Here is a 16,259-nt window from a genome sequence, read left to right as displayed (position 1 = left end):
AGAATTCATAATGAATTCTGTCCCGCTCCCTTTTGTTTAACTTTAATTTGTTGTTAAATCACCGTAATGCTCAGAGTTGAATTTTTCTTTATCGAGATGGCGTGTTAATTTAGCTGTTCCTGTACCAGCTAGCATTGAATCATTGACATTTAATGCGGTACGTCCCATATCAATGAGTGGCTCAATAGATATTAAGACACCAGCGAGTGCTACAGGTAAGTTTAATGTTGATAATACTAAGATAGAAGCAAATGTTGCGCCGCCACCTACACCAGCAACACCAAATGAGCTAATAATTACTACAGCAACTACGGTTAAAATAAAGCTGAGATCTACTTTGACATCTGCGACAGGTGCTACCATGATAGCAAGCATTGCTGGATAAATGCCGGCACAGCCGTTTTGACCAATTGATAAACCAAAGCTTGCTGAGAAGTTAGCAATACCCTCTGGGACACCAAGACGTTGTGTTTGTGTTTGGATATTGAGCGGCAATGCACCTGCGCTTGAACGTGATGTAAACGCAAAGACCATAACTTCGAATGTTTTTTTCATATATTTAATTGGGTTAAGCCCCAAACCACCTAAAATGATTAGATGAATCATGTACATTGTAATCAGTGCTGCATATGATGCGAGCATAAATTTACCTAATGTCCATATTGCCGCAAAATCACTTGTAGCAATTGTAGATGACATAATGGCTAGAATACCGTATGGTGTAAGTCTTAAAACAAATGTCACAATAGCCATGACCAGTGCATATATCGCATCAATACCACGTTTTAAAAGGCTGCCATTTTGTGGTTGTTTACGAGCCACACGTAAGTATGCAAAACCAACGAACGTAGCAAAAATAACTACGGCAATCGTGGAAGTAGTTCTTTGACCAGTAAAGTCAAGGAATGGATTGCTTGGTAATAGTTCTAAAATTTGTTGTGGCAAGGTATTGGCTGTAAGGTCTTTAGCTTGCTTGCTTATTTCTGTACCACGAGAATGTTCAGCACTACCCAAATCGATACTAGATGCATCTAAACCGAAAAGCATCGCGTAAATGATACCGACAATCGCAGCAATTGCCACTGTACCAATTAAAAAAGCGAAAATATAACTACCTATTTTGGCAAATTTATCGCCTATTTCAATTTTACTAAAGGCTGAGACGATAGAAATAAATATGAGTGGCATTACAATCATTTGTAGTAACGCTACATAGCCATCGCCCACAATACTAAACCAATCTGTAGTTTGCGTTAATATATTTGAGTCTACGCCATAACTAAGGTGCAACACAATGCCATATACAATCCCAATACCTAAAGCAGTAAAAACGCGTTTAGGGAATGACACGTGCTTTTTAGCCATTATCCATAATGCAACAATAAAGGCAACTAAAATAAAGACGTTAATAACTGTAAAAAAATGTTGCATGTATAATCCTCCCAAAGATTTATTGTTTTAATTCCGATATATATTATAAGGATAATACTATTAATAACAGAATTCAATATAAAAGATATAAAAATTATATCTATAAAAGAAGTAAAACTATTCAGACAAAATTATAGTAAATATAAGTAGTATGGATAAAATAGCAAATGCCATCATTCATTTGAGAGGTGAAATATGGGAGGCAGATTGAATCAATCGTGCAATCAAAATATTTGAGCGATTTAAAATATAAGTGCTTTTTAATGAGAAATGTGAGTTAAAAAGATCAAGAATGGCAGGGAATAAAATGACCAGAACATATCAACAAGAAGTTATTTCAAAATGAAATATAATGAAACATGATTTAGTTAAGGTGAAATTGACTTAAGAAATGAAATAATGACGACTAAACAAAATGGAGTCTGGGACATAATTATATTTTAGGCTCTGAGTTCTATTATTGGCAGTAGTTGACTGGATTGAAAATACGCTGATGACCAGCTTTTTTCAATCCTAGTCAACCTTGCCGGGGCGGGACTACGAATTCATTATGAATTCTGTCCCGCTCCCTCTTAATTGAGTGTTATGTCTCATGTTTTTCTATTTATTACATAAAAATTTATAAATTGAATAAGCGTGCGAAGAAGCCCTTTTTCTCTTCTTTCGGTGCCGGTTGTTTTACTGAAGATGATTGAGAAGAAGCGGAATTTGCTGTTTGACTTTGTTGTTCAGAAGTTGACTGCGTTGATGTTTCAGATGAATTAGCAATATCTTCATCTAATTGTTTTGATTTGTCTTCAGATGTTGACTCTGATTCTGAATCTGAATGTTTAGTTATTGAGTCATCGGCCTTAATTGATACATTGCTAGTTGTTCCTTGCTCTTCAGCTTTTGTTGATTGATTGTCACTATCAGTTGAAGGTGTCTCAATATGACTTTGTTCCTTACTTTGATTGTCAGCTGTAACTGTTTTTGTATTATTCTGTTTCGCAGTTTGGTTATCCTTTGTAGATTCAAGGTCAGGTTCATTTAGTGATGATGCTTTAGTTGCTGCATCTTCTTGATTACTATTTGGTGCTAACGGTTGAGCTTTAATAATGTCGTTAACTAATTCGTTTCTTGTATATGCTGTTTGAGCTTTTTGTGCATTTGCTAAATCTTCTTGTGATGTTTGAATCGCTTTAATTGATGCTGTATTATCATCAATTTTAGTTGTTAGCTGTGTTTGTAGGGCTTTTAATTCTTGCTGTTGCTGATGGACTTGAGTCATCATTTGGCCAAGCATTTGGCGGTCTTCACGCATCTTTTGAATTTCTGTGCGCAACTCTTCTACAAGTTGTGGAATATTTTGATTAGTCGGCAACTTGCTATTGTCTTCTTTAACAAGTACTTGCAAGAAATCTTTTTCCTGTTCGAGTTCCTCGAATGCAAGATCATAACTATTTGTTTGCTTCACTTTGTCTGCAATGTCACGGAATAATTCAATGTCGTCTTCTTTAAAATCTGTGGCTTCACGACCTCGGTACTCAGTTTTACTTAATTGATAACCACGTTCTTCTAAATGTTGAACGATTTTGCGCACTTGTTTTTCACTAAGTTCAACGCGTTGGGCGAATTCTTTTGTTAACATATGTTAAATCCTTTCTTTATTAGTTTTATGTATAGAGACGTTTGTCTACGGTCACTCAAACGTCAGTCTAACCTCATATGATAGTTTAACCCTAAAGCGTATCGTTTTCAAGTATTGTTAGAAAGGACGGCGTAAATTCATTTTAACGAGCAAAGGATAAATGATATCTCTTGAAATACCGTTTGCAAACACATATTTTAATATGTAATTTGATTTTACACTTGCTGGGAATACATCTTTACTTAATTTAATGTAAGGTTTGATGAATAAGTCAACGTCACTAGCAGAGTTACCTGGAGTATTATTCGGATGTAAGTAGCGAATGTCTGTCTGTTTTTCAAACTGATGCTCGTATAAAAATTGGCGTCTACTATGTAAAATATCCTTTTGGGCATCGAATTCTTTTGGTGTTGTTTGAGGAACTTCTAGCATAATAAAGTTAACGTTTCTATTATGCACTTTATTAGAAAGTGAGTTAATTTGAGCTTCAATATGTGTGAGGGTTTCATCAAGAATGTTGTCGTGTTCAGGGCCATCTTGAGCTAATAAATAAATCAGAAAGGCAGAATTTGTCGTTGCTTCGTAGTGTGCTGTAGCCATACTAACAACCTGTTGATGCTCATTTAGACCAACTATAAAAGAATAGTCATTTTCAGTTTTGTTATTTTCCAATGAACGCTTAAAGATGTGAGCATCTTCTTGCAGCTTTATACCTAATTTACTGTCATATAACGTTAATGCTTGTTGATAATAAGGATCTTTGACACTATCAATCAATTTAAAGTTCATAAGTTCACCCCATAATCATTTTTCTCATTATAGCATATCAAAATGATGGTATTAAAATAGCGGGGTAAGACAGAACGCCTCTAAAGTCTGAATCTTACTCCCGCTTTATTTGAGTATTCATACATAAGGACTACGCACAGGACACTTATGATTTTGGACCTTTTGATTCATTAGCATAGTGAGTGATATCAATATTTTCATAAGCTGAATTATGTTCATCTACTTCTTTATGAGATGAGTCATCGCGTTCAGCAACAACAAGCATTTTATTATTTAAGATTTCACTTTTATACTTTTCTAATTCTTCATCATTAAGATGGAAACGTGATAATACAGCATGTTCGCCATCTTCACCAGTTAATAATTTAGACATTTGGTCACTAAATGAACCACTTGTAGCAATCAATGTAATTTGTGAGTTGTGCAAATCGTCGAGGTGTAATTTACTTTTACTGATGACCATTAATTCATTTTCTAAATAGCCTTCTGCTTTTTTGTCTTCCAAAACTTTGTACAATTCATAATCGTTATTAACTATAGTAAAGTTCGTCATAAATTTCGCCCTCCAATATTTTCGTTCTGTACTTTTAATAAAAATATACCCTTAAGTCTTTTAATAAAAACGTTACCAAATCAATTATATAACTATTGCAAATCTTATGACAAATAATAGCCGCAAATTTTTGAAGCGCTTACATTAAAAGAAGTTGATATAATGCTGCTGAAGAACATGTCTTATATTGAAAAATGTGTCAAAGTTTGCTATTATCATTAAATAATTTATATCACTCATATAATCTGAAGAATATGGCTTTAGAAGTTTCTACCATGTTGCCACAAACGACATGACTATGAGTTTAGCGATAATACAAAGACGTTTATTCAGCTCAATTTAAATAGGTAAGCAATGAATAGGGAAATCAATGCAATTTCAACTATACACAGTGCACATGTAGTGAAATTTCTAAACCTATTTGCTATTGGTTGGATATAAATATCTAAAGTATTGGTCGTTACCTCATAGATCCTGAAACTGGTTATGGTTTGAGGATTTTTTTGTACACAATTTGAGGAGGTTTTTAGAAAGTGGAATCGCTTAGACAAAAGGTTATTGAAGATGGCGTCGTCATTGACGAAAAGATTTTGAAAGTAGATGGGTTTTTAAATCATCAAATAGATGCCCAATTAATGCATGATGTAGGACAGACATTTTATGAGCAGTTTAAAGATCAAGGTGTAACAAAAATTTTAACTATTGAGGCATCAGGCATTGCACCGGCAATAATGGCAGCGTTACATTTCCAGGTTCCATGTTTATTTGCAAAAAAAGCAAAACCGAGTACGTTGAAAGATGGATTTTTTAGTACTGATATACATTCTTTTACTAAAAATAAAACAAGTACAGTCATTGTGTCACAAGAATTTCTAGATGAAAATGATAAAGTGCTTATTATCGATGATTTCTTAGCCAATGGGGATGCCTCACTTGGATTATATGATATCGCGAATCAAGCTAAAGCAGAGACTGTCGGAATTGGTATCGTCGTTGAAAAAAGTTTCCAAAGTGGAAGACAGCGTTTAGAAGATGCAGGTTTAAAAGTATCGTCGTTATGTAAAGTCGCTTCTTTAAAAGGTAATAAAGTGACTTTACTAGGTGACCATGAATGAAAAATTTCATCTTAAGTTTGCAACATCTCTTAGCTATGTACGCGGGCGCAATTCTTGTACCTATCATTGTTGGGACAAGCTTAAAGTTCACACCTGAAGAAATTGCATATTTAGTAACAGTTGATATCTTTATGTGTGGTATTGCAACCTTCTTACAAGCCAATAAAGTAACAGGTACTGGCTTACCTATCGTATTAGGATGTACATTCACAGCCGTAGCACCTATGATTCTGATTGGCCAAACAAAAGGTTTAGACGTTCTTTATGGTTCGCTCTTTTTATCAGGTATACTAGTGATACTGATCGCACCATTTTTCTCATATTTAGTCAAATTCTTTCCACCAGTTGTGACAGGTAGTGTAGTAACGATTATTGGGATTAATCTTATGCCTGTAGCAATGAATTACCTTGCTGGTGGAGAAGGTGCCAAAAATTATGGAGATCCTAAAAATTTATTTTTAGGCGCCGTTACGCTCGTCGTGATTTTAATTATTCAACGTTTTACAACAGGTTTCTTTAAATCCATTGCGATTTTAATTGGTCTTATTGTTGGTACCGTATTGGCTAGTTTCTTAGGTGTTGTTGATATTCACCAAGTTGGAGCAGCACACTGGTTTGGTATTCCGAGACCAATGCGATTTGCAGGCTTTGGTTTTGATTTTGGTGCAACCCTCGTATTCTTTATAGTGGCGATGGTCAGCTTAATTGAATCTACAGGTGTTTATCATGCATTAAGTGAGATTACAGGCAAACAACTTGAACGTAAGGATTTTCGCAAAGGTTACACTGCGGAAGGTCTTGCGATTGTCTTAGGTTCCATTTTTAATGCCTTTCCTTATACGGCTTATTCTCAAAATGTGGGCCTTGTGTCCTTATCTGGTGCGAAAAAGAATAAAGTTATTTACGGTATGGTAGTACTATTATTAATTTGCGGATGCTTACCTAAACTAGGTGCTTTAGCTAATATCATTCCATTGCCAGTTCTAGGTGGCGCAATGATTGCGATGTTTGGAATGGTCATGGCTTATGGTGTGAGTATTTTAGGTCATATTGATTTTAAACATCAAAATAACTTATTAATTATTGCAGTATCGGTTGGTCTAGGTACAGGGATTAGTGCAGTGCCACAAGCTTTTAAAGGTTTAGGCGAACAATTTGCATGGCTAACTCAAAATGGGATTGTCTTAGGTGCTATTTCCGCTATCATTTTAAATTTCTTTTTTAATGGAATTAACTATAAACAAAGCGAAGAAAATGTGAAATAATAGAATCAACTATAAAAAAATGGAGGCTGTATTTAAATGTGGGAAAACAAATTTGCTAAAGAATCATTAACATTTGACGATGTATTACTTATTCCAGCTGAATCAGATATTTTACCAAATGAGGTAGATTTGAGCGTAGCATTATCAGATAAATTAAAACTTAATATTCCAGTTATTTCAGCAGGTATGGATACAGTAACTGAATCAAAAATGGCGATTGCAATGGCAAGACAAGGCGGACTAGGCGTGATTCATAAGAATATGGGTGTCGAAGAACAAGCTGACGAAGTTCAAAAAGTTAAGCGCTCAGAAAATGGTGTTATTATGAATCCATTTTTCTTAACGCCTGAAGAAAGTGTTTATGAAGCAGAAGCTTTAATGGGGAAATACCGCATTTCTGGTGTCCCAATTGTGGATAATAAAGAAGTGCGTACGCTTGTTGGTATTATTACAAATCGAGACTTACGTTTCATTGAAGATTTTTCGATTAAAATTTCTGATGTCATGACTAAAGATAATTTAATCACAGCTCCAGTAGGTACAACATTAGATGAAGCAGAAGCTATATTACAAGAACATAAAATTGAAAAGTTACCACTTGTTGAAAATGGACGTCTTGAAGGTTTAATTACGATTAAAGATATTGAAAAAGTGCTTGAATTCCCACATGCAGCTAAAGATGAGCACGGACGTTTGCTTGTAGCAGCTGCTATTGGAATTGCGAAAGATACAGATATTCGTGCTCAAAAATTAGTTGAAGCCGGCGTCGATGCTTTAGTCATTGATACAGCACATGGTCATTCTAAAGGTGTGATTGAACAAGTGAAACATATTAAAAAAACATATCCAAACATTACATTAATTGCTGGTAATGTCGCAACAGCAGAAGCAACTAAAGCATTATATGAAGCGGGCGCAGATGTTGTGAAAGTGGGTATCGGACCGGGTTCAATTTGTACAACACGTGTAGTTGCTGGCGTAGGTGTTCCACAAATCACAGCGATTTACGATTGTGCTACGGAAGCGCGCAAACATGATAAAGCAATTATTGCTGACGGCGGTATTAAATTCTCAGGAGACATTATCAAAGCATTAGCTGCTGGTGGCCATGCCGTTATGTTAGGCAGCTTATTAGCAGGTACAGAAGAAAGCCCAGGTGCTACAGAAGTCTTCCAAGGACGCCAATACAAAGTATATCGTGGTATGGGCTCACTTGGCGCAATGGAAAGAGGGTCTAACGACCGTTACTTCCAAGAAGACAAGACACCTAAGAAATTTGTGCCAGAAGGTATTGAAGGACGTACAGCGTATAAAGGGCCTTTACAAGATACAGTTTATCAACTTATGGGCGGTGTGCGTTCTGGTATGGGTTATACAGGTTCAAGAAACTTAAAACAATTACGTGAAGAAGCGCAATTCACACGTATGGGACCTGCAGGATTAGCTGAAAGCCATCCACATAATGTTCAAATTACTAAAGAATCACCAAACTACTCATTCTAAAATTACATTTAATTCATTTTATTTAACACAAGGAGAGAACGCTTTTTGAGAACTGAAATCATTCAGGGCATCATGGAAAGCGTCTCTCTATGATTTATATAAATTCAATTTAAAGGAGAACTATAACTATGGAAATGGCGCAAGAGCAAGAGTTAATTCTTGTCTTAGACTTTGGTAGTCAATACAATCAGCTGATTACCCGTCGTATTCGTGAAATGGGTGTGTATAGTGAATTACATGACCATGAAATTTCAATAGAAGAAATTAAACGTATGAAGCCGAAAGGTATCATCTTATCAGGTGGTCCTAATTCAGTTTATGAAGAAGGTTCATTCACAATTGATCCGGAAATTTATAATTTAGATATACCTGTATTAGGAATTTGTTACGGCATGCAATTAACAACTAAATTATTAGGTGGAAAGGTTGAACGTGCGAACCAAAGAGAATATGGTAAAGCCATTATTAATGCTAAATCAGACGAATTATTCTTTGGTTTACCTGCTGAACAAACGGTTTGGATGAGCCACTCTGATAAAGTGATTGAAATACCAGAAGGCTTTGAAGTGATTGCCGACAGCCCAAGCACAAATTATGCTGCTATCGAAGATAAATCACGTCGTATTTATGGTGTACAATTCCATCCAGAAGTACGTCACACAGAATTTGGTAACGATTTATTACGTAATTTTGTGCGCCGAGTATGTAATTGTACTGGCGAGTGGACTATGGAGAACTTTATCGATATTGAAATTGATAAAATTCGCAAACGTGTTGGCGACCGCAAAGTGTTATGTGCGATGAGTGGCGGTGTAGATTCATCTGTTGTCGCAGTATTATTACATAAAGCGATTGGCGATCAATTAACATGTATCTTCGTGGACCATGGATTACTTCGAAAAGGTGAAGGTGACATGGTGATGGAACAATTTGGCGAAGGCTTTGATATGAATATTATTCGTGTTAATGCACAAGAGCGCTTTATGAACAAATTAAAAGGTGTTTCAGATCCAGAACAAAAACGTAAAATCATCGGTAACGAATTTGTCTATGTCTTTGATGATGAAGCGGCTAAGTTAACAGATGTTGATTTCTTAGCTCAAGGTACACTTTATACCGATGTCATTGAATCAGGTACAAAAACGGCGCAAACAATTAAGTCACATCACAATGTGGGTGGATTGCCTGAAGATATGGAATTTGAATTAATTGAACCAATCAATACGCTATTTAAAGATGAAGTACGTGCTTTAGGTATTGAGCTAGGTATTCCTGAACATTTAGTATGGCGACAACCGTTTCCTGGACCAGGTTTAGGTATCCGTGTATTAGGTGAAATTACCGAAGATAAATTAGAAATTGTTCGTGAATCAGATGCCATTCTAAGAGAAGTCATTCGTCAAGAAGGGCTTGAAAGAGATATTTGGCAATACTTTACAGTGTTACCAGGTATCCAATCTGTAGGTGTCATGGGAGACTATCGCACATATGATTATACAGTTGGTATCCGTGCCGTAACATCAATTGATGGTATGACAAGTGATTTTGCACGTATCGATTGGGAAGTATTACAAAAGATCTCAAGTCGTATCGTAAACGAAGTAGACCATGTTAACCGAGTTGTCTATGATATTACTTCTAAGCCACCAAGTACGATCGAATGGGAATAATGAAATAACATTAAATGATAGGCTAGAAAAACTTTTATTGTAGGGTTTCTAGTCTTTTTTATTTTAGTGTTGAATAAGTTTTGAATACGTTAGTGTCAAAAATTAATGTTATTTTCGAATTTTTTCAGCTTAGCTATAGTAGGTAGAATGTTTTTATTATTTAATTGGTAGTGATAAGCTATGAAGACTGACAAATGAAATGAGGTATATTTTGATATGACTGACAAAAGTAGTTTGGTGTTAAGTGGTGGTGGACATTACGGTATCGCATTTCACCTGGGTTTTCTTAAAGGTGTGGCAGATGCTGGATTAAATTTAAGACAAGTGGATTATATTGTAGGCACTTCTGCAGGTTCACAGGTAAGTGCGACTTTATCTTCTCCATTGGACTGGGAGACAATATGGCAGGAACAAATTGTTAAGAAAGTTAATGAAATAACTCCTATTTCTGATGCTGAAATGACTAATTTATTTAAAACGTTTGATGAATTGGCTAAAACGAGTTTGTCCGATAAGTCGTGGGTCGCTGGCATGGGTGAAATTTCAAAGAATACACACCCCTTCGTTTCTTTAGAAGAACGACGTAATATGATTAGAGAACGATTAGGGAGTGTGCCATTAGAATGGAATGAGCAATTACAAGTTGTGGCTACTGAATTAGAAACATCTGAGAGAAAGGTATTTAATAAATATTCAAATGTTGATTTAGTAGATGCTTTAGCAGCTAGTTCAGCATTGCAGGGGGTGTGGCAACCTATTCCTATCAATAATCATTTATATTATGATGGTGGCTCATATTCTATGGAAAATCCTGATGTCATAGATGGTGTGAATAAAGTGGTTATTTTAACGACCAATTTGCCTGTAGCAACGCCATATCGTTTGAACGATATTATTACACGAATGAAACGAGAAGGTAAAGCTGTTTTCTTAGTTAAACCTGATGCTAATGTGGTAAGTATTTTAGAACACTATAACTATAACACGGTAAATGCTGAGATGCGTGAAGCGGTCGCTTTAGCAGCTGTTAATCAGGGTAAAGAAACTGCGGATGAGTTGAAACGGTTTCTTGAACAATCTTAGGAACTTTCGCTTAATGCACTTTTAATCCATGAATCTCAAGATTAAAAGTGTAATTAATTTGCATAATAGTACACCTAGGTGTACTATTCGTTGTGAGGTGATGATATGAATCAAAGTACATTTCAAAATCTGAATCAAGCACATTTATTATTCATTGAATTAAGTAAAGCCATCAATGAAGTACTGGATGAACAAGATATAAATATTTCTAGGGAACAAATGGGCGTGTTTAAATTACTCAATGAACACGGTTCTCTGACAATTAATGAAATTGCAGAAGCGCAGGGTGTATTTAAGACGGCCATTTCTAAGCGAATTAGTAAATTACAACAAATGGGTTTTGTGATTAAACAAGTAGGGCACGATAAGCGTGAAAAGTTAGTGTATTTAACAGAAAAAGGCATACATTTTTATGAAACACGACAAATGAAATTATACCAAGGATTAATGGATAAATTTCATATTAATGATCAACAAGTAGCTGAAATATTAGGTTATCTCGAACAAATCAAACGTACGATGAATAGTTAATGATGGAGGGTTATGTAATGGAACAAATAAAAATTCATATTTTGCATACGGGAACAGTGATAGTTGATGAAGCGTTACCTTTTTCTAATGTGAGTCGTAATCCTTTAGCATGGACAGGATTATTTAGAAGTAAGAAACATCAAGTTGCTTTACCCGTTTCCGCATATTTAATTGAGCATCCTAAAGGTCTTATTTTAATAGATACCGGTTGGCATACTGATAATAGGACAAAGCAAATTCGTAATTTATCGTTTCAATATCCTGTGAATAAAGCGGTCTTGCCAGCGGGTCAGGCGATTCATGAACAGTTAGCACAACTGGGATATAAGCCGAGTGATATCGATTATATATTAATGAGCCATATGCACTGTGATCATGCCGATGGACTCAGACTAGTTAAACATGCCAAAAGGATTATGTTAAGTGAACCTGAATATGATGCGATTCAAACGGATAAAATGCATTATTTACAACATGAATGGAAAGGTGTTCATTTACAGCCATTTAAATTTGAAGATACTGGAATAGGGCCTCAAGGCAAATCCTATGATGTATTTGGAGACAATTCTGTACAAATGATTTGGGTACCAGGGCATAGTAAAGGCTTATGCGCAACTAAGATTACCAATGATTATCAGGATTACGTCTTACTTGCGTCAGATGTGGGCTATGCAGAAAAATCTTGGAAGGAAGAGATTTTACCTGGTGTACTTGTAGATAAAGAAGCAGCAATAAAATCTTTGAAATGGGTTAAAGATTCGGCCAAAGATAAACATTGTATTGAAGCGATTGCTAATCATGACCGGCATATACAACCGCATTGTATTTTACTGTAACCATTATTTAAAATAATCAAAAAAAGGTTGCTAAAAATACCTGCTTTTACTAAAATTTAAAACGTAATTATTACGATTTGTAAAGGAAGGTTGTTATGGCAAAAATTCCAGTTACAGTATTAAGTGGTTATTTAGGTTCAGGAAAGACAACATTACTGAACTATATTCTTCAAAATCGTGAGGGGCGTCGCATTGCTGTCATCGTGAATGATATGAGTGAGATCAATATTGATAGAGAATTAGTTGCTCAAGGGGGTGGCTTGTCTCGTACGGATGAAAAGTTAGTTGAATTATCTAATGGATGTATATGTTGTACATTACGTGATGATTTGTTGAAAGAAGTAGAGCGACTTGTACTTAAAGGTGGCATTGATCAAATTGTCATTGAGTCAACAGGTATTTCTGAGCCTGTGCCAGTAGCGCAGACATTTTCTTATATGGATGAAGCTTTAGGAATTGATTTAACGTCTTTATGTAGACTAGATACTATGGTGACCATGGTGGATGCAAATCGCTTTATTAATGATATTCGATCAGAAGATTTATTGGCCGATAGAGACCAGGAAGTAGGAGATGGAGATGAACGTACGATTGCTGATTTATTAATAGATCAAGTTGAATTTTGTGATGTGCTTATTATCAATAAAACTGACTTAGTCGCTGAGCATGATTTACAAAGGCTTGAACTTATTTTAAGGCAATTGCAACCACAAGCACACATAATTAAAACAACACAAGGCCAAGTCAATTTAGATGAAGTTCTGGATACTAAATTATTTGATTTTGATATCGCTAGAAATTCAGCTGGTTGGATTAAAGAATTAACAGAGGGTGGTCATAAGGCGCATACTCCTGAGACTGAAGAATATGGTATTGGCTCCTTTGTTTATCGCAGACGCTTGCCATTTCATGCTCAACGATTAGAACAATGGTTGATGCAACTGCCTCAAAATATCGTTAGGGCAAAAGGGATTGTATGGTTGGCACAGTATAATCAGGTAGCATGTTTATTGTCTCAAGCAGGGTCTTCACAACAAATAGAACCTGTTACTTATTGGGTGGCTAGTATGTCTGAAACGCAACAACGCCAAATTTTAGCAAAACGACCAGATGTTTTAAATGAATGGGACCCTGAGTATGGTGATAGACAAACACAATTTGTTATTATTGGTACAGACTTAGACCAAGAAAGAATAACTGCAGAGTTAGATCAGTGTCTCATTAATAGCAGCGAAATAAACCAAGACTGGTCGCTATTACCAGATTCGTATCAATGGCATTTGCAATAATATTTAAATAATAACGCGCTTGAAACTGATTTTGTGTTTCAAACGCGTCATAATGGTTTTAGGCTAAGATGATAGGTGCTGTAAATATGACTAGCATTATAATATTTAAGATAAATAATAAAATATATAAGACCGTATGTTTACCAAAATAGATACTGATAATAGTTAATGCTAGTGTAATAAATAAAATGATTGCACCTGGCCAATACCAAAAACTGAATAAGGTATTATTATATAAATTTGTAAACAGTGTGGTATAAACGATAAAAGCACTTATTAATGTGAATATGATCGTTGCCATGTTAAAAAAACGAGATTGTTTCAAATTTTAACAGTCCTTTCGTTGTTGTTTTTACCATAGTGGTTCAATGCTGGGTATAGCAGAATATACTAAAAAGTATAACTAATATTATGTAGGCAAATAAATAAAATAACAACCCTCATTGACTAAAAATAACAATGATTGGTATATGATATAAAATATAAGTAAATGATATCTATCGTTGTGTTAACACTCTTAAAAGGAAATTTTACTGTATTTTAAAGTGTTTACACATAATTACTACATTCTTTTGTAGTAAAATATGTTACCCTTAAAATAAATGACAAATTCATTTTATCCACTTACGTCTGCCTATATTATAGGTAGATGTTTTATTATATATGGTTTAATTTAGCGTAATTATTGAATCGCTTTTCAAGGTGAGCCTTCATAATTGTATGACTGGGTTTGACATTCATTACGTTATACAATATATTGTAATTATTACGCTTAAAATAGTATCTGAGTCTTTCTCGGGCAATTCATGTATCTATATGGATTGAACGGGGAGAAATGGATCGCTTATTTTACAAATGATAAACTTGATAACTTAGGTAGCTTTTTAAAAGATTATATAAGAAGTAAAGCGTTTACTTTATACATAATAAGTTGAAAAAGAAGCCTACAGTAGTATTGATACCTCTTCAAACTTATGAGAGTAGTCATGCTATTGTAGGCTTTTTTGTTTAAATCGTTATTCGACATAGCAATATTGTCAATTGGAGGAACAGTTATGCTGAGTGAGCAATTTTTACTTATTTTATTTTTTATTACTTTGTCTATTGCAATGTTAAGTGGCATCGTCTATATTTTACCGTCTTGTCCTATTAAATATATTAAACTGCATCTTTTATGCTTAACATTGCCTATTGTTGTTGCCATCATTGGACTTGTGACAACACAACAACGCCAAGTCATTAGTCTGTTTGCCGTTGATAAACTGGCATGGTTGCTAGTTAGCTTTATCTTAACGCTTGGCTTTATAATTCAAAAATTTTCTATGCGCTATCTGTTAGGTGATCATAATTATAAAAAATATTTCCCATGGTTTACTTGTACGACGGTATTTGCATCTATCGCATGGTTAAGTGATGATTTACGCCTAATGGTCTTTTGTTGGGGCTTAACTTTATTTGCACTTACGCAGCTGATTCGACTAAATCGTACTTGGAAAGTACCAGCTGAAGCAGCGAAAGTATCTGCGCGTGCTTTTTTATTAGGTTGGTTAGCATTAGTATTAGCAGTAGTTGTTTTATACATAGGGACAGGAGAGTGGCGAATTTATCCTAATATATCCAAGGAAACAACGATGAACGGAGCATTGTATTTCTTGATGAATTTATTGCTTGTGCTGTCAGTCATTATTCCGGCTGCACAATATCCATTTCAAAGTTGGTTAATTGAATCTGTCGTTGCACCGACGCCTGTTTCAGCAATCATGCATGCTGGAATTGTAAATGCTGGTGGAATTATTTTAACACGTTTTTCTCCAGTGTTTGATCATCCAATTGCTTTGACTATTTTATTGATAATCTCAAGCTTATCAGTGTTGATTGGTTCTGGGATTAGTCTGGTACATGTAGATTATAAGCGACAGCTTGTAGGTTCAACGATGAGCCAAATGGGATTTATGCTCGTTCAATGTGCCTTAGGTGTTTATTCGGCAGCAATTATACATTTGATTCTCCATGGTGTATTTAAAGCAACGTTATTTTTACAATCTGGTTCAATTGTTAAACGGTTTAATATCCCAACGCCTCCTAATGTTCAGCGTTCTTATGGTTGGACTTTAACTGGCAGGGGGTTAGCGTTATTATTGGCAATATTATTTTGGATGATTAATGATCATAGTGCGTATAACTTAATTAGTGCATTTATTTTGGCATGGTCTATCTCAGTTTCTTGGAATCAATTGATCGCTTTAAATAGAGGGATTATTGGTAGACTATTGGGCATCGTGGTATTAATCTTTGTGGCAGCAGTTTATTATGTGACGCATGCGTTTTTTATCAATATTTTAAGTGCAATTTCTATACATGTTACACATCCACCTATGATCAGTGTTGTCATCAGTATCGCAATGCTAGTGTTTGGCAGCATACTGAGTATATGGGTAGCTCGCCGACGTGATTCGACAGCGTTTGCTATTGTGTACTTGTGGTTAGTGAAAATTGGAGAAGCTAAATTTAAATCAGTAGAAAGTCATCCTAATTATTTACAAAAATACTTATAAAGAGGTGAA

The 16,259-nt window shown here is 35.1% G+C and carries 13 protein-coding genes and 1 riboswitch; of the genes, 9 read left to right on the top strand and 4 right to left on the bottom strand.

Annotated features, from left to right (window positions below):
* Nucleotides 1-42: 42 nt before the first annotated feature.
* The 4 genes from HMPREF3267_RS04825 to HMPREF3267_RS04810 form a co-directional block, all read right to left on the bottom strand.
* Nucleotides 43-1,431 (bottom strand): L-cystine transporter, encoded by a 1,389-nt coding sequence (locus HMPREF3267_RS04825; protein WP_002479249.1) that lies wholly within the window; start codon nucleotides 1,429-1,431, stop codon nucleotides 43-45.
* A gap of 619 nt (nucleotides 1,432-2,050) precedes the next feature.
* Nucleotides 2,051-3,061: a hypothetical protein gene (locus HMPREF3267_RS04820; RefSeq protein WP_062078440.1), complete on the bottom strand. Its 1,011-nt coding sequence runs from the start codon at nucleotides 3,059-3,061 to the stop codon at nucleotides 2,051-2,053.
* Between the two features lie 117 nt (nucleotides 3,062-3,178).
* The gene (locus HMPREF3267_RS04815; protein WP_002479251.1) at nucleotides 3,179-3,850 is read right to left on the bottom strand and encodes a hypothetical protein; all 672 of its coding nucleotides are present in this window, start codon (nucleotides 3,848-3,850) and stop codon (nucleotides 3,179-3,181) included.
* Between the two features lie 145 nt (nucleotides 3,851-3,995).
* A complete protein-coding gene (locus HMPREF3267_RS04810; RefSeq protein WP_002461120.1) occupies nucleotides 3,996-4,403 on the bottom strand; it encodes a general stress protein in 408 nt (135 codons plus the stop codon).
* Nucleotides 4,404-4,619: 216 nt separating this feature from the next.
* A riboswitch (purine riboswitch) is annotated at nucleotides 4,620-4,722 on the top strand.
* Nucleotides 4,723-4,936: 214 nt separating this feature from the next.
* On the opposite strand from HMPREF3267_RS04810, the gene xpt reads away from it, so the two are divergent.
* The 9 genes from xpt (at nucleotide 4,937) to HMPREF3267_RS04760 (ending at nucleotide 16,250) form a co-directional block, all read left to right on the top strand.
* Nucleotides 4,937-5,518, top strand: a complete 582-nt coding sequence (gene xpt / locus HMPREF3267_RS04805) for a xanthine phosphoribosyltransferase (protein ID WP_002461121.1) — start codon at nucleotides 4,937-4,939, stop codon at nucleotides 5,516-5,518.
* Nucleotides 5,515-6,783 (top strand): xanthine permease PbuX, encoded by a 1,269-nt coding sequence (gene pbuX / locus HMPREF3267_RS04800; protein WP_062078442.1) that lies wholly within the window; start codon nucleotides 5,515-5,517, stop codon nucleotides 6,781-6,783. Before xpt ends, pbuX begins: the two co-directional genes overlap by 4 nt.
* Before the next feature lie 36 nt (nucleotides 6,784-6,819).
* Nucleotides 6,820-8,286: an IMP dehydrogenase gene (guaB, locus tag HMPREF3267_RS04795; RefSeq protein WP_002479252.1), complete on the top strand. Its 1,467-nt coding sequence runs from the start codon at nucleotides 6,820-6,822 to the stop codon at nucleotides 8,284-8,286.
* Nucleotides 8,287-8,414: 128 nt separating this feature from the next.
* Nucleotides 8,415-9,956, top strand: coding sequence for a glutamine-hydrolyzing GMP synthase (guaA, locus tag HMPREF3267_RS04790; protein ID WP_062078446.1), 1,542 nt, complete (start codon nucleotides 8,415-8,417; stop codon nucleotides 9,954-9,956).
* Between the two features lie 216 nt (nucleotides 9,957-10,172).
* Nucleotides 10,173-11,039 (top strand): patatin-like phospholipase family protein, encoded by an 867-nt coding sequence (locus HMPREF3267_RS04785; RefSeq protein WP_002492159.1) that lies wholly within the window; start codon nucleotides 10,173-10,175, stop codon nucleotides 11,037-11,039.
* A gap of 105 nt (nucleotides 11,040-11,144) precedes the next feature.
* Nucleotides 11,145-11,570, top strand: a complete 426-nt coding sequence (locus HMPREF3267_RS04780; RefSeq protein WP_062078448.1) for a MarR family winged helix-turn-helix transcriptional regulator — start codon at nucleotides 11,145-11,147, stop codon at nucleotides 11,568-11,570.
* A gap of 17 nt (nucleotides 11,571-11,587) precedes the next feature.
* Complete coding sequence (locus tag HMPREF3267_RS04775) at nucleotides 11,588-12,406, top strand: N-acyl homoserine lactonase family protein (RefSeq protein ID WP_062078450.1); 819 nt, start codon at nucleotides 11,588-11,590, stop codon at nucleotides 12,404-12,406.
* A gap of 95 nt (nucleotides 12,407-12,501) precedes the next feature.
* Entirely contained in the window at nucleotides 12,502-13,695 is a 1,194-nt protein-coding gene (locus HMPREF3267_RS04770) for a GTP-binding protein (protein ID WP_062078451.1), read from the top strand.
* Between the two features lie 1,055 nt (nucleotides 13,696-14,750).
* A complete protein-coding gene (locus HMPREF3267_RS04760; protein WP_002492182.1) occupies nucleotides 14,751-16,250 on the top strand; it encodes an NADH dehydrogenase subunit 5 in 1,500 nt (499 codons plus the stop codon).
* Nucleotides 16,251-16,259 lie beyond the last annotated feature (9 nt).

This window comes from Staphylococcus sp. HMSC62D11, from assembly GCF_001839145.1.
Lineage (GTDB): Bacteria > Bacillota > Bacilli > Staphylococcales > Staphylococcaceae > Staphylococcus > Staphylococcus lugdunensis.
This window is presented reverse-complemented; position numbering and strand designations above follow the sequence as displayed.